We start from the raw sequence: 15,213 nt of genomic DNA on the forward strand, positions 1-15,213 counted from the left end.
TTTGGTACCCCCAAGGGGATTCGAACCCCTGCCGCCAGGATGAAAACCTGGTATCCTAGGCCACTAGACGATGGGGGCCTAGTCAAATTGTTAGTTTTATTGGCTGGGGTGGCTGGATTTGAACCAGCGAGTGCAGGAGTCAAAGTCCTGTGCCTTACCACTTGGCGACACCCCATTAATAGTCTATCCTTATTAACACAAGGAATATTATATACTATTAATTACTAACTGTCAAGAAATGATTTAATTAATTCTGGCAGCGACCTACTCTCCCATAAGGCTGCCCCTATAGTACCATCGGCGCTGGAGGACTTAACTGCTGTGTTCGAGATGGGAACAGGTGTTACCCCTCCGCAATCACCACCAGAATATTTTATTACACTTTCAAAACTGCACAATAGTCATTCTAGATTAAACCCTCGCTCTATTAGTACCAGTCAGCTTAATGTGTTACCACACTTACACCTCTGGCCTATCTACCTGATAGTCTATCAGGGATCTTACTGGATTATTCCATGGGATATCTAATCTTGAGATCTGCTTCACGCTTAGATGCTTTCAGCGCTTATCAGTTCCGCACTTAGCTACTCAACAATGCCAATGGTTGACAATTGATCCACCAGCGGTACGTCCATCCCGGTCCTCTCGTACTAGGGATAGTTTCTCTCAAATATCCTGCGCCCACGACGGATAGGGACCGAACTGTCTCACGACGTTCTGAACCCAGCTCGCGTGCCGCTTTAATGGGCGAACAGCCCAACCCTTGGAACCTGCTCCAGCTCCAGGATGCGACGAGCCGACATCGAGGTGCCAAACCTCCCCGTCGATGTGAACTCTTGGGGGAGATAAGCCTGTTATCCCCGGGGTAACTTTTATCCGTTGCGCGATGGCAATTCCATTCTTAGCCATCGGATCACTAAGCCCTACTTTCGTACCTGCTCGACCTGTATGTCTTGCAGTCAAGCTCCCTTATGCCTTTACACTCTACGTGTGATTTCCGACCACACTGAGGGAACCTTTGGGCGACTCCGTTACTCTTTAGGAGTCGACCGCCCCAGTCAAACTGCCCGTCTGAAACTGTCCCAGCACTAGATTATAGCGCTTGGTTAGAATCACGGCACAATAAGAGTGGTATCCCAATGATGGCTCCATCGACACTAGCGTGCCGATTTCAAAGCCTCCCACTTATACTGTACATAGTGTACCAAAATTCAATATCAGACTGCAGTAAAGCTCCACGGGGTCTTTCCGTCCAGTCGCGGGTAGTCTGCATCTTCACAGACACTTCAATTTCACCGAGTCCTTCGTCGAGACAGTGCTTAGGTCGTTTCGCCATTCGTGCAGGTCGGAACTTACCCGACAAGGAATTTCGCTACCTTAGGACCGTTATAGTTACGGCCGCCGTTCACTGGGGCTTAAGTTCGATGCTTTAGAACAAAGTTCCTAACATCTCCCCGTGACCTTCCAGCACCGGGCAGGCGTCAGCCCCTATACTTCGACTTGCGTCTTAGCAGAGACCTGTGTTTTTGGTAAACAGTCGCCTAAGCTTCTTTGTTGCAACCTCTTTGCGCATAACGCTAATGAGGTACCCCTTCTCCCTAAGTTACGGGGCTAATTTGCCGAGTTCCTTGACGAAGGTTCTCTCGCGCGCCTTAGAATTCTCATCTAGTCCACCTGTGTCAGTTTACGGTACGGGTACCTACTAACTTGTTAGAGGTTTTTCTTGGCAGTGGAGAATCAATTACTTCGTTTCCGTAGAAACTCCTGATCACACCTTAGAGTTAATGATGATCCGGATTTACCTAAATCATCCTCCTTAATGCTTCAACCTGATATACCGTTCTCAGGCAAACCTATCTTCCTGCGTCACCTCTTCACTCAAATGCTAATAGGTAGTGTCGGATTTTTAACCGACTATCCATCACCTACGCCTTTCGGCCTTGGCTTAGGACCCGACTTACCCTGAGCGGACGAGCCTTGCTCAGGAAACCTTGGACTTTCGGCGAATAGGATTCTCACCTATTTCTCGTTACTCATACCGGCATTATCGCTTCTATACAGTCCATAGCTCCTTTCGGTACTACTTCTTCCCGTATAGAATGCTCCCCTACCATTGGATTAACCAATCCGCAGTTTCGGTGGTAAACTTAAGCCCCGTATATTTTTGGCGCAAGACCACTCGACCAGTGAGCTATTACGCACTCTTTAAATGAATGGCTGCTTCTAAGCCAACATCCTGGTTGTCTAGGCAGTCTCACTTCCTTTGCCACTTAGTTTACACTTTGGGACCTTAACTGGCGGTCTGGGTTGTTTCCCTCTCGACTATGAAGCTTATCCCACATAGTCTGACTCTTAAGTTCTCTATATCAGCCTTCGGAGTTTGACTGGATTCGGTAGCTTGGGTAAGCCCCTAGTCCAATCAGTGCTCTACAGCCAATATAGCAATCTTAAGGCTAGCCCTAAAGCTATTTCGGGGAGAACCAGCTATCTCCGAGTTCGATTGGCCTTTCACCCCTATCCACAGCTCATCCCATGACTTTTCAACGTCAATGCGGTTTGGACCTCCACATGCTATTACACATGCTTCATCCTGGCCATGGATAGATCACTCGGTTTCGGGTCTATGCTAAGCGACTTACGCCCTCTTCAGACTCGCTTTCGCTTCGGCTTCACCTTTTTGGCTTAACCTGTGCCACTTAACATAACTCGCCGGTTCGTTAAGCAAAAAGCACGCCATCAGGCACATACGCCCTCTGACCGCTTGTAAGCATATGGTTTCAAGGTCTATTTCACTCCCCTCCCGGGGTTCTTTTCATCTTTCCCTCACGGTACTGGTTCACTATCGGTCGCTAGTTAGTATTTAGCCTTAGGAGATGGTCCTCCTTGCTTCCCACGAGGTTCCACGTGACTCATGGTACTCAGGTGCTATTTAGATCCTTTTTAGTTTTCATCTACTGGACTATTACCATCTGTGGTGTAGCTTCCCAACTACTTCAATTAACTAAAAAGATATCTATGATACTTTTATGGTAGTATCATAATAGACCTACTACCCTGTAATAGCAATGCCCATAAGCTTATACACTATTACAGTTTGGACTCTTCCCCTTTCGCTCGCCGCTACTTAGGGAATCGATTTTCTTTCTTTTCCTAGGGTTACTAAGATGTTTCAGTTCGCCCCGTTACCTTCTTAGAGTTATTCTAGTTAGCTCTAAGATAACATGGGTTACCATGTTAAGTGCTCTCATTAGGAAATCCCTGGATTATCACTTGTTTGCAGCTTACCAAGGCTTATCGCAGCTTGCCACGTCCGTCTTCGGCTTCTAGCGCCTAGATATCCACCATACGCCCTTACTAGTTTAATCTAGATTAATCGCTATTGTGCAGTTTTCAAGGTGCAATTGAGACTTCTCAGTCTCTCAAAACTAAACAATGTAGGATTGACTATCTTCGTGTTTAACTCCTTAGAAAGGAGGTGATCCAGCCGCACCTTCCGGTACGGCTACCTTGTTACGACTTCACCCCCCTTATCGGGCACACCTTCGGCACTTCCTTCTAAAAGTTAGGTCAGTGACTTCTGGTGCCCCCAACTCGGGTGGTGTGACGGGCGGTGTGTACAAGGCCCGAGAACGGATTCACCGTGGCATTCTGATCCACGATTACTAGCGACTCCAGCTTCATGCAGATGAGTTGCAATCTGCAATCCGAACTGAGGTCTACTTTTGGGGATTTGCTCCACCTTGCGGCTTCGCTCCCCTCTGTATAAACCATTGTAGCACGTGTGTAGCCCAGAACATAAGGGGCATGATGACTTGACGTCATCCCCACCTTCCTCCGCGTTGCTCCCGCGGCAGTCTTCTTAGAGTCCCCATCACTACATGCTGGCAACTAAGAATAGGGGTTACGCTCGTTGCGGGACTTAACCCAACATCTCACGACACGAGCTGACGACAGCCATGCACCACCTGTCATCTGTGTTCCAAAAGGAAAAGTTCTTGTTAAAGAACGATCACAGGGATGTCAAGTTCTGGTAAGGTTCTTCGCGTTGCTTCGAATTAAACCACATGCTCCGCCGCTTGTGCGGGCCCCCGTCAATTCCTTTGAGTTTCAACCTTGCGGTCGTAATCCCCAGGCGGGATACTTAAAGCGTTAACTACGGCACCGAAGGAGTTGAACCTCCAACACCTAGTATCCAGCGTTTACAGCTAGGACTACCGGGGTATCTAATCCCGTTTGATACCCTAGCTTTCGTACCTCAGCGTCAGAGTCAAGCCAGAAGACTGCTTTCGCCATTGGTATTCTTCCTGATATCTACGTATTTCACCACTACACCAGGAATTCCATCTTCCTCTCTTGCTCTCAAGTCTAACAGTTTCAAAGGCACTTCATTGGTTAAGCCAATGGATTTCACCTCTGACTTGCTAGACCGCCTGCGTACCCTTTACGCCCAGTAATTCCGGACAACGCTAGCCCCTTACGTGTTACCGCGGCTGCTGGCACGTAATTAGCCGGGGCTTCCTTTAAAGGTACCGTCAATTCTAGCAGTTATTCACTACTAAAGTGTTCTTCCCTAAAGACAGAGCTTTACGACCCTAAGGCCTTCATCACTCACGCGGCGTTGCTCCGTCAGGCTTTCGCCCATTGCGGAAGATTCCCCACTGCAGCCTCCCGTAGGAGTCTGGGCCGTGTCTCAGTCCCAGTGTGGCCGATCACCCTCTCAGGTCGGCTACCCATCGTTGCCTTGGTGAGCTGTTATCTCACCAACTAGCTAATGGGACGCAAGCTCATCTTTAAGCAATAGTAATACCATCTTTCCTCCAAAGGAGTATATCTGGTATTAGCCCCTCTTTCGAAGAGTTATCCCAGACTTAAAGGTAGATACTTACGCGTTACTCACCCGTTCGCTGCTTTACTTGTTACCCGAAGGTAACTTTCTCGCACAACTTGCATGTGTTAAGCACGCCGCCAGCGTTCGTCCTGAGCCAGGATCAAACTCTCCGAATAAAGGATAAGAGTTTGAAACTGACTTAGATAGTCAAAACTCTACATTGTTTAGTTTTCAAAGACCAAATGTCTCTTGTCTTTTTAAGCGACATTTACTATATTAACAAATTAGTTTATCACTGTCAAGACTTTTTCTGTCTTTTTCTTGCTTGTCCCAAGAAAATGATTTCTCTTTTCAAGCGACATCTACTATATTAACAAATTTAATGTCTGTTGTCAAGAGATTTTTATCTATTTTTTATTTATCTAAAAAACTACTCCTTCTTTCAAGCGACATCTACTATATTAACAAATCTTTTCTTTATCGTCAAGGATTTTCTACAAAAATTAAGTCTTTGGTTAGTACTCCTTAACAGCACGATTAGTATTCTAACAGATAACTTCAATCTTGTCAATAAAAAATCATAATCAATATTAAGTATTAGTGTGAGTTGGTATCACTCACACTAATTCCCTACACTATATATCAATATAATTTAAATAAAGATTATTCTCTAATCTTAGCCTCTAATTTATTATCTAATTCTTCTTCTATTTGTTCTTGTACTTTATTAACTTCTTTATCCGTTAAAGTTCTATCTGTCACTCGATAACTTAATGAATAAGCTAAACTCTTATATCCATTTGGAATTTGTTCTCCTTGGTATAAATCAAACAACTCAACTGACTCTATTATTGCTCCTCCTACTTGTTCAATAAGATCTTCAATCTCTTGATGAGTAATCCCTTCTTTTACAACTAAAGCAATATCACGCTTTAAGGCTGGGTATTTAGGAAGTTGACTATACGCTCGTTGAGAATCAGTTAACTTCACAATAGCATTAAAATCAAGTTCGAAGATGGTAACCCTAGTATCCAAATTATAATTTTCTTGAACATCTGGATGTACTTCTCCAATGTATCCTATCCTCTGATTAGCTACCTTAATCTCAGCCGTTCTACCAGGATGTAAATAAGTAACCTCATCAGCTGATAATTTCAAATTTTCAATCCCTAGATTAATAAAGTAATCTTCTAAGACTCCTTTTAAATAAAAGAAACCTGGCGCATTCAGTTCCCACTTTTCTTCTAAACTCTCATCTAATACTGCAGCAGACAATTTAAATTTTTCATTAGGTAATCTTTTATTATCTTGTGGTAAGAAAACTTTTCCTAATTCAAATATTTTAACTTGATCAACTTTTCGGCTAACATTTAAAGCTACATTATTTAATAGTCCTGGGACTAAAGTAGTTCTCATAACAGTGTGTTCTTCACTAACTGGATTATTAAGTTTAACAACATTTCTTAAAACATTATCCTTAGCAAGACCAAGTTGGTCAAATGCATCTTGATTAACAAATGAATAATTCTGAACTTCAAATAAACCTAAAGCAGATATAATATTTCGTGTTTTATCTTCTACTTTTTGAGCCCAAGTTTTCTTACCTTGGCTAACTTTAGCTTTTGGATTAACAGGTTCAATCTTATCATAACCATATAATCTAGCTACCTCTTCTATTAAATCAATCTCTTGCTTAATATCAACTCTATAAGTAGGTACCTCTACTAATAAGTTAACTCCTTGGTCTTCAACACTAAAATGTAGCCGTTCTAATAAATCTTTAATATTACTCTTAGCTATTTTTAAGCCTAATACTTTTCTTACTTGTTGCGGATCTAATAACAATTTTTCTTTTTCTACTGTCTTAGGATAAATATCTGTAATTCCTTTAATTACTTTTCCATTTCCTAATTGAGCAATTAATTCTGCTGCTCTATTTAAAGCTAACTCCACTAAATTAATATCTACTCCACGTTCAAATCTATGGGAAGCATCACTATGAATCCCTAATTTACGTGATGTTTTACGAATTGAACTAGGACTGAAGTTAGCTCCTTCTAAAAATATTGTAGTTGTCTTCTCAGTTACTTCACTATTAGCTCCACCCATTACTCCAGCTATACAAACTGGTTTATTAGCATCAGCAATTACTAACATTTCAGGGTCAAGATCACGCTCTTGATCATCTAAAGTAACCAATTTTTCATCTTGCTTAGCCCTTCTTATAACTATCTGTTGTTCAGCTAATTGATTGTAATCAAACGCATGTAAAGGTAATCCTAATTCCATTAATATAAAATTGGTCACATCAACTACATTATTAGTTGGTCTAATTCCTACTGCTTCTAATTTTCTTTTTAACCAGCGTGGAGATTCTTTTACTTTAATATCTGTAATTATTCGACCAGCATAACGTGGAGCTAAATCTTCATCTTCAATTCTAATGTTAATCCAATCTTCTATTTTTTCTTCAATTTCTTCTAATTTAGGCTTAGGATATTGTAATTTATTTCCTGTGATAGCTGCTATTTCCCTAGCTACTCCAATCATACTTAAACAATGACTATAGTTAGGAGTTAAATCAAACTCAATAATAACATCATTTAAATCCAACTCATCAGTTAATTTATTACCTATACTCATATCTTCTTCTAGAATAAATAAACCATCTACTCCGTCATCAGGAAGATCTAATTCGTTTGTAGAACACATCATCCCTCGAGATTGAACCCCTCTAAGTTTTACTTCTTCTATCTTCATTCCTTCGGGCATTGTAGTACCTACAGGAGCCACAGGAACCTTGTCTCCTTCTTTCATGTTATTTGCTCCACATACAATTTGTAAATTTTTATCTCCTACATTTACTTTACAAACTGATAATTTATCAGCATTTTTATGCTCTTTTATCTCTAAAATTTCTCCAACAATAATATCTTCTATTGCACTCCCTTGATACTTTATTGCTTCTACTTCTAAACCAGCCATAGTTAACTTTTTGGCTAACTTTTCTGGACTATAATCAAAATCAATATAATCTTGTAACCAATTATAAGAAACTTTCATTCTAAATCCCCCTCTTTACTTAAATTGTTCTAAAAATCTTACATCATTTTCATATAATAATCTAATGTCATCAATATCATACTTTAACATAGCGATTCTTTCTACTCCCATACCAAAAGCAAAACCAGTAAATTCCTTTGAATCTATACCAGACATTTCAAGTACATTAGGGTGAACCATGCCAGAACCTAAAATTTCTAACCAACCTGTATCAGAGCAAACACTACAACCTTGGCCACCACAATTAGCACATGAGACATCAACTTCAGCACTAGGCTCTGTAAATGGAAAATAACTTGGTCTAAATCTAACTTTTCTGTCTGTACCAAATAATTCATGTACTGCCTCAATTAAAATCTCTTTTAAATTAGCAAATGAAATATCTTTACCAATCATCAATCCTTCTACCTGATGAAAAACTGGTGTATGTGTAGCATCAATCTCATCAGAACGATACACTCGACCTGGAGCAATGATTCTAATTGGTGGAGTTGTCTGTTCCATTGTTCTAACTTGGACTGAGGAAGTATGAGTTCTTAATAATTCATCCTCCCCAACATAAAAAGTATCCTGCATATCTCGAGCTGGATGATTAGCTGGAAAATTTAATGCTTCAAAATTATAATAATCTGTCTCTACATCTGGGCCTTCAGCTATTTTAAAGCCTAATCCTAAAAATATTTCTTTAATTTCATTAAATACTAAAGTTAAAGGATGTTTATTAGCTGATTTAATTTTTACTCCGGGTAGAGTAACATCTATACTCTCTTCTTTTAGCTGCTCTTCTTTGGCTTGATTTTTCAATTCTTCCTTTCGCTTACTAATTAATTGTTGTAACTTGCTTTTAACTTGATTGGCTAATTTTCCAATCACAGGTCTTTTTTCAGGAGGCAACTCTCCCATACTACGTAGGATCTGCGTTACTTCTCCTTTTTTACCTAAATACTTAACTCTTAAATCATCTAATTCATCCAAATTAGAAGCTTTTTTAATTATATTAGTTGCTTCTTGTTGGATTTTTTCTAATTTTTCCTCCATCTTTAATCCTCCTTATTATATAACTTTTTATAAACTAAAAAAATCCACTTCTCCCTCCGATTAAGGACGAAAGATAGTGGATTACTTCCGCGGTACCACCTTAGTTAGCTAACTAAAGCTCGCTTGATTCTTGATAACGGTAGAAAACCGATTTAACTTACTTAATTCAGTTAAATAGCTCCAGAATGAATTCGCTTAACATTGTCTTAAAAATACTCTCAGTTAATAGTATTTTCTCCCTTGAAGACAAGAGGTTAAACTACTTAATTCTATCACAACCTTTATCTATATTAAACTTAGCACAAGTATATCATAGCTTTATAATAATAACAAGGCTATCCTTAATTGATCCTTTGTCTTACTGCTTCATAAAGAATTACTCCAGTAGCCATAGCTACATTAAGTGACTCAGCTCCACCAACTAGTGGAATCTTAACTAATTGGTCAGCTGCACTAATAAATTCTTCTCGCGGACCATGTCCTTCATTGCCAGCTACAATAGCAACTGATTGAGAGTAATCTGCTTCAAAGTGATATGTATTTCCTTTAATATCTCCTACAACTAACTTAATTTTATTTTCTTTTAAATTGGCCCTTAACTCTTTTAAATTTCCTGCTCGATAAACAGGCAATCTAAATAATGATCCCATAGTAGCTCTAAGTACTTTTTGGTTATATAAACTTACTGTACCTTTAGTAGTAATTACACCACTAGCACCAGCAGCATCAGCAGTTCTAATAATAGTACCTAAATTGCCTGGATCTTGAATTCGATCAGCTATTATAAACAATTCTTTATTACCAGCTAAAAAATTATTTAAATCATGATTGACTTGCTGTACAATAGCTAGAATTCCCTGTGGAGAGGTTGTATCAGCTACCTTTTGCAATAAATCATCAGTAATCTTAATCACTTTATTATCTGCTTGCTTTAAACCTTCTAGTAATTCCTGCCCTCGTTGATTACGTAACAAATAATCCGAATAAAAAATTTGTCTAATATCTGCTTGCTCATTTAGTGCTTCTTCTATGATTCTAATCCCTTCTAAAACAAATTGCTGATTTTGACGTCGATATTTTTTTTTGTATAAAGAACGCAAATATTTAATCTTTTCATTCTTAAAACTAGTTATTGTCACTTTAATAACTCCCTTCTATATTATCAAACTAGAAGTTATTATATCAGCCTATATATAATACCTCAAACTTATTTACTTAAAATTGTCTCAATCGGGCCAAGCTTTCATTATCACCAACAACAATCAATGTATCCTCTGGTTTAATCTCTAATTCAGCTCTAGGAGATACTTCAATCTTTTTTCCACGCTTAATCCCCATTACATTTACTCCAAAGCGACTTCTCAGTTGTAACTCTTTAAGACTTCTATTATGCATTTTAGGACTAGATTTTATTTCAACTACACTATAATTAGGGGCCAACTTAATATACTCTAGTATATTTGAATCAACTAAATTATTAGCTATTCTAGTTCCCATATCTCGCTCTGGATGGACAATTCGATCAGCTCCTACCTTTTGTAATACTCTTCCATGTAGTTGATTGCTTGCTTTAACCACCACTTGATTAACTCCTAACTCTTTTAACAATAAAGTTGCTAAAATATTAGATTGAATATCCTCTCCAATACTAACGACTGCTACATCAAAATCAGCTACTCCTAGTTCCTCTAAAGCAGCTTCATTAGTCGCATCTAATTGAGCTGCATGAGTTACTTCATTACTAATCTCTTGAATCCGTTCTTGGCTAATATCTATAGCTAAAACGTCACATTCTTTTCCTGCTAAAGTCTTAGCTACGCTAGAGCCAAATCGCCCTAAACCTACTATTATAAATTGTTTCATTATACTCCTCCTTTAGACTTATTTAACCAATCATTATATCTTCTTCAGGATAGCGAATATTTGCTTTATGCCTTTTTTCTGCAATTGCAACTGCTAGAGTTACTGGACCAATCCTTCCTAAATACATAGTAATAATAATTAATACCTTCCCGATCTCCGATAAACCAGCAGTTATACCTGTAGATAAACCTACAGTTGCGAAAGCAGATACTGTTTCAAAGAGAAGATCTAAAAATGGAGCTTCTTCAGTAATAGTTAAAATAATAGTTATTGTTGCTACATGTACTAAACCCAGCGCAACCACTGTTAGAGCATCCAAAACTATTTCTCTATTTAACCTTCTCTTATAAATTTCTACATCATCTCTACCAGTTGCTCGAGAATATAGTACTGCTCCTATAGCACCTAAAGTAGTTGTTTTTACACCCCCTCCAGTAGAACCAGGGGACGCACCAATGAACATTAGTAAAATAACCAAAAAAATGCTTGAATCCCTTAGAACTCCCATTGAAACAGTAGCAAACCCAGCTGTTCTCGGAGTTACTGCTAAAAAATAAGAAGCCAATAATTTGCCCTTAAGTGATAATTTACCCATTGTCTGAGGATTAGAATACTCTAGTATAAAAAAAATAATAAAACTTAACATGATTAAAACTAATGTTATAGATAAGACCATCTTAGTTTGCAATGAAAATCTTTTAAACTTCTTTTTAGAATAAACTTCGGCAATTACTGCAAAGCCAATCCCACCTAAAATAATTAAACTAGTTATCGTTAAATTAACTGTTAAATCACTAGTAAAATTTAATAAACTATTTCCAAATAAGTCAAAACCGGCATTATTAAAGGCTGAAATCGAATGAAAGATCCCATAATAAACTGCTTTTCCTACTGGCATATCCTGAGCAAGTCTAATAGATAGTATTAAAGCCCCTAATCCTTCAATAGTAAAAGTTACGGCTACAACATACTTTACTAACTGTAAAACTCCTGATAACTGAAATTGATCTAAATCATCTAAAATCATTAATCTATGTTTTAATGTTACCTTTTTTCCAATTAAAAGAGCAAGTAAAGTAGACATAATCATAAGTCCTAAACCTCCAATTTGAATCAAACACATAATAACAAGTTCCCCAAAAAAACTAAAATAAGCTACAGTATTCTCTACTATTAAACCTGTTACTGCAGCAGCAGAAGTAGCAGTAAATAAAGCATCTAAAAAATTCATTCCTTGACCATCAGTAGTTGCTATTGGTAAAGTTAATAATAATCCTCCTCCAAACATTATAATAGCGTATCCCATAGATAATATTTGAGCCGAACTTAACTCATTAATCTTCTTCATCTCTATATCCACCTCTATTATATCCTATAATAAGAAAAGACTACAGCAGGCTGCTGTAGTCTTAGTCTATATTTAAAATTACCATTTTTTTATTTTTTATGTATATAAATTTAATAGTGTTTTAATTGACTTAAGCCTTTTTCTTGGCCCATAACTACTAATACATCATTAGCATTAATTACAGCTTCTGCTTCTGGTGAAACATTAACATCATCATTAGATTTAATAGCTAACACATTTACCCCAAACTTACTTCGCAAATCTAATTCTTTTAAACTCTTTCCAGTAAGTTTATCTGAAGCAATCAATTCTGCTATACTATAATTAGGTGCTAATTCAATATAATCCAAAACATTAGCAGAGACTAAATTATTAGCTACTCTAGCTCCCATATCTCGTTCAGGATAAACTACTTTATCAGCACCAACTTTACTTAATAACTTCCCATGAAGATTATCTTGAGCCTTAACTACCACATGAGATACTCCTAATTCTTTTAAAACTAAAGTCGCCAAAATATTACCATGAATATTAGAACCAATAGCTACAATTGCTATATCGAATTCATCAACCCCTAATTTCTGCAAAGTTTCTTCAGAAGTGGCATCTGCTTGTACCGCATGGGTTACTTGATTACTAATCTCCTGTACTTTCTCTTCATCAATATCGATTGCTAACACATCATGTTCTTTGTTAGCTAGAGTGGTAGCCACACTCGTACCAAAACGACCTAAACCTACTACTATAAATTGTCTCATTATTATCCCCCTTTAACCAACTAAAATTTTCTCTTCTGGATATCTAATGTTAGCCTTATGTCTTTTTTCCGCCACCGCAACTGCAAGAGTTAATGGGCCAACTCGACCAGCAAACATAGTCAAAATAATCAAAACTCTACCTATTACTGATAAATTACCCGTTACCCCAGTAGATAAACCTACTGTTCCAAATGCAGATACTGTTTCAAACAATAAATCTAAAAACGGAGCTTTCTCTGTAATCGTCAAAATAGTAGTTACTAAAGCAACTATAGTTAAGGCAATAAGACAGATAGATAAAGCATCAAAGATAACTTCTTTATCAAGCCTTCGTTTATAAACTTCAATATCATCCTTCCCAGTTACTCTAGAATATAATACTGCCAATAAAGCCCCAAATGTAGTTGTCTTAATTCCCCCACCAGTTGAACCAGGTGAAGCACCAATAAACATCAAAATAATTACAAAAAATATAGTAGAGCTTCTTAAAGCACCTGTTGGTACAGTATTAAACCCTGCCGTTCTAGGAGTTACTGATAGAAAATAAGAAGCTAATAATTTATCCCCTAAAGGTAACTTACCTAATGTAGCCGGGTTAGAATGTTCTAATATAAAAGCCCCTATCATCCCTACAACAATTAAAATAGCCGTTACACTTAAAACTAACTTAGTCTGTAAAGAAAAATTCTTAAATTTTTTACCATCATAGATTTCAGCAATTACAGCAAAGCCAATTCCACCTAAAATAATCAAACTAGTTATTGTTAGATTAACTGTTATATCACCAGTGAAGTTTTCTAAACTATTACCAAAAATATCAAAACCAGCATTATTAAAAGCTGATACTGAATGAAAAATGGCAAAGTAAATTGCCTTTCCTAAGGGCATATCTTGAATAAATCTAGTAAATAATAATAAAGCCCCTGTTCCTTCAATAGTAAAAGTAACAGCTATAACATACTTAACTAATTGTAAAATTCCTGATAATTCAAACTGGTCCAAGTCATCTTGAATCATTAATCTATGCTTTAAGGTTACTCTTTTCCCAACTAAAAAAACAAATAAGGTCGACATACTCATAATCCCTAAACCACCAATTTGAATTAAACACATAATCACTACTTGACCAAAGGTAGTAAAAAAACTAGCAGTATTTTCTACTATTAAACCTGTTACTGCCGTTGCTGAAGTAGCAGTAAACACAGCATCTAAAAAATTCATTCCTTGTCCATTTGTAGTTGCTATTGGTAAAGTTAATAATAGTGCTCCTAGTAAAATAACTGTTGAATAGCCTAAAGATAATATCTGAGCTGAACTTAAATTATAAAGGTTAAAAAACTTTTTCATATCTACACCTCACTTCCTAATATAGAAACTAATGATGGATGGCTTAAAACAAAATAAAGTAGGACCAGCCTCACGGCTGGGACCTCTTGTCAAACTGCACGTACGGTTCTCCCGTATACAGCTTTCGGTCATTGTTGCTCCTTAACAGAGAGTAAGTTATCGTCTTTGTGTTGCCACAAATGTATATTTTACTCTTGTCTAAAGCACATCGGTAAGCAGTGATTCTAGTCCTAAATCTCTTAATATTTTATTAGGAAGGCGATAATTCTGCCCTTTCGCCTTCTTTCCTTCTATAAAACAACGTACTCTCATTCTTATCCAACCATCTAACTTTTTATATAGTCCTTTAATATTTCCTAGTAGAAAACTATTACCCCAACCTCTAATAATTAAATTAAGCTCATCAATCATTACAGCTACTCCTATTGACCTATTCCTTTTGGTTTTCTTTCTTACTTTATCCTTACTAAAACCACTAAGTGATTTTAGATTCGCCCCAAAAAAGTGGGTCCCCCGCTTTCATACTAAATATGAAATTCGGCATAGAGTATATATTCTATTTTATTTTCTACTATTATAACTCTTCTTTTAATTAGTTGTCAACTATAATTATAAATTTTCTTTAGCTAAATTAACTAATTCAGCAAAACCTTCTTCATCATTAACAGCCATATCAGCTAACATTTTTCTATTAATCTCAACATCAGCTTGCTTTAGACCGTGAATGAATCTACTATAAGATAAATCATTTAATCTAGCTGCTGCATTAATTCTACTAATCCATAACTTTCTAAAGTTTCTTTTCTTTTGCTTTCTATCTCTATAAGCATAATTTAAGGACTTCATTACCTGTTCTGTAGCTGGTCTATATAATTTACTTTTAGTTCCAAAATAACCTTTTGCTAGTCTAAGAATCTTCTTTCTTTTTTTTCTTCTTTTATTACCTCGTTTGGCCCGTGGCATAAATC

General features: G+C 37.3%; 9 protein-coding genes, 2 tRNA genes, 3 rRNA genes and 1 other annotated feature. All 14 genes read right to left on the bottom strand.

Annotated elements, in window-relative coordinates; genetic code table 11:
• Nucleotides 1–2: 2 nt before the first annotated feature.
• Nucleotides 3–78: transfer RNA gene (locus HALHA_RS10170), tRNA-Glu, on the bottom strand.
• 22 nt (nt 79–100) lie between these two features.
• Nucleotides 101–175, bottom strand: a tRNA-Gln gene (locus tag HALHA_RS10175).
• Nucleotides 176–251: 76 nt separating this feature from the next.
• Nucleotides 252–368 (bottom strand): 5S ribosomal RNA (gene rrf / locus HALHA_RS10180).
• 39 nt (nt 369–407) lie between these two features.
• Nucleotides 408–3,365, bottom strand: a 23S ribosomal RNA gene (locus HALHA_RS10185).
• Nucleotides 3,366–3,468: 103 nt separating this feature from the next.
• Nucleotides 3,469–5,004: ribosomal RNA gene (locus HALHA_RS10190) — 16S ribosomal RNA — on the bottom strand.
• The 16S, 23S and 5S rRNA genes sit together here with 2 tRNA genes alongside, the layout of an rRNA operon.
• Before the next feature lie 487 nt (nt 5,005–5,491).
• Nucleotides 5,492–7,891, bottom strand: a complete 2,400-nt coding sequence (gene pheT / locus HALHA_RS10195; protein WP_015327686.1) for a phenylalanine--tRNA ligase subunit beta — start codon at nt 7,889–7,891, stop codon at nt 5,492–5,494.
• A 15-nt stretch (nt 7,892–7,906) separates the two neighbouring features.
• Complete coding sequence (gene pheS, locus HALHA_RS10200; protein ID WP_015327687.1) at nt 7,907–8,929, bottom strand: phenylalanine--tRNA ligase subunit alpha; 1,023 nt, start codon at nt 8,927–8,929, stop codon at nt 7,907–7,909.
• A 59-nt stretch (nt 8,930–8,988) separates the two neighbouring features.
• Nucleotides 8,989–9,214 (bottom strand) — a binding site (T-box leader).
• 56 nt (nt 9,215–9,270) lie between these two features.
• Nucleotides 9,271–10,068: a TrmH family RNA methyltransferase gene (locus HALHA_RS10205; RefSeq protein WP_015327688.1), complete on the bottom strand. Its 798-nt coding sequence runs from the start codon at nt 10,066–10,068 to the stop codon at nt 9,271–9,273.
• 76 nt (nt 10,069–10,144) lie between these two features.
• Nucleotides 10,145–10,792, bottom strand: a complete 648-nt coding sequence (locus tag HALHA_RS10210) for a potassium channel family protein (RefSeq protein ID WP_015327689.1) — start codon at nt 10,790–10,792, stop codon at nt 10,145–10,147.
• A 22-nt stretch (nt 10,793–10,814) separates the two neighbouring features.
• Entirely contained in the window at nt 10,815–12,140 is a 1,326-nt protein-coding gene (locus tag HALHA_RS10215; RefSeq protein ID WP_015327690.1) for a TrkH family potassium uptake protein, read from the bottom strand.
• 110 nt (nt 12,141–12,250) lie between these two features.
• Nucleotides 12,251–12,898, bottom strand: a complete 648-nt coding sequence (locus HALHA_RS10220; protein WP_015327691.1) for a potassium channel family protein — start codon at nt 12,896–12,898, stop codon at nt 12,251–12,253.
• A 12-nt stretch (nt 12,899–12,910) separates the two neighbouring features.
• Nucleotides 12,911–14,245, bottom strand: a complete 1,335-nt coding sequence (locus tag HALHA_RS10225) for a TrkH family potassium uptake protein (RefSeq protein WP_015327692.1) — start codon at nt 14,243–14,245, stop codon at nt 12,911–12,913.
• 198 nt (nt 14,246–14,443) lie between these two features.
• A complete protein-coding gene (locus tag HALHA_RS10230; protein WP_041607802.1) occupies nt 14,444–14,656 on the bottom strand; it encodes a group II intron maturase-specific domain-containing protein in 213 nt (70 codons plus the stop codon).
• 198 nt (nt 14,657–14,854) lie between these two features.
• The gene (rplT, locus tag HALHA_RS10235) at nt 14,855–15,208 is read right to left on the bottom strand and encodes a 50S ribosomal protein L20 (RefSeq protein ID WP_015327693.1); all 354 of its coding nucleotides are present in this window, start codon (nt 15,206–15,208) and stop codon (nt 14,855–14,857) included.
• Nucleotides 15,209–15,213: the final 5 nt, after the last annotated feature.

Source organism: Halobacteroides halobius DSM 5150, assembly GCF_000328625.1.
GTDB classification, from domain to species: Bacteria; Bacillota; Halanaerobiia; order Halobacteroidales; family Halobacteroidaceae; genus Halobacteroides; species Halobacteroides halobius.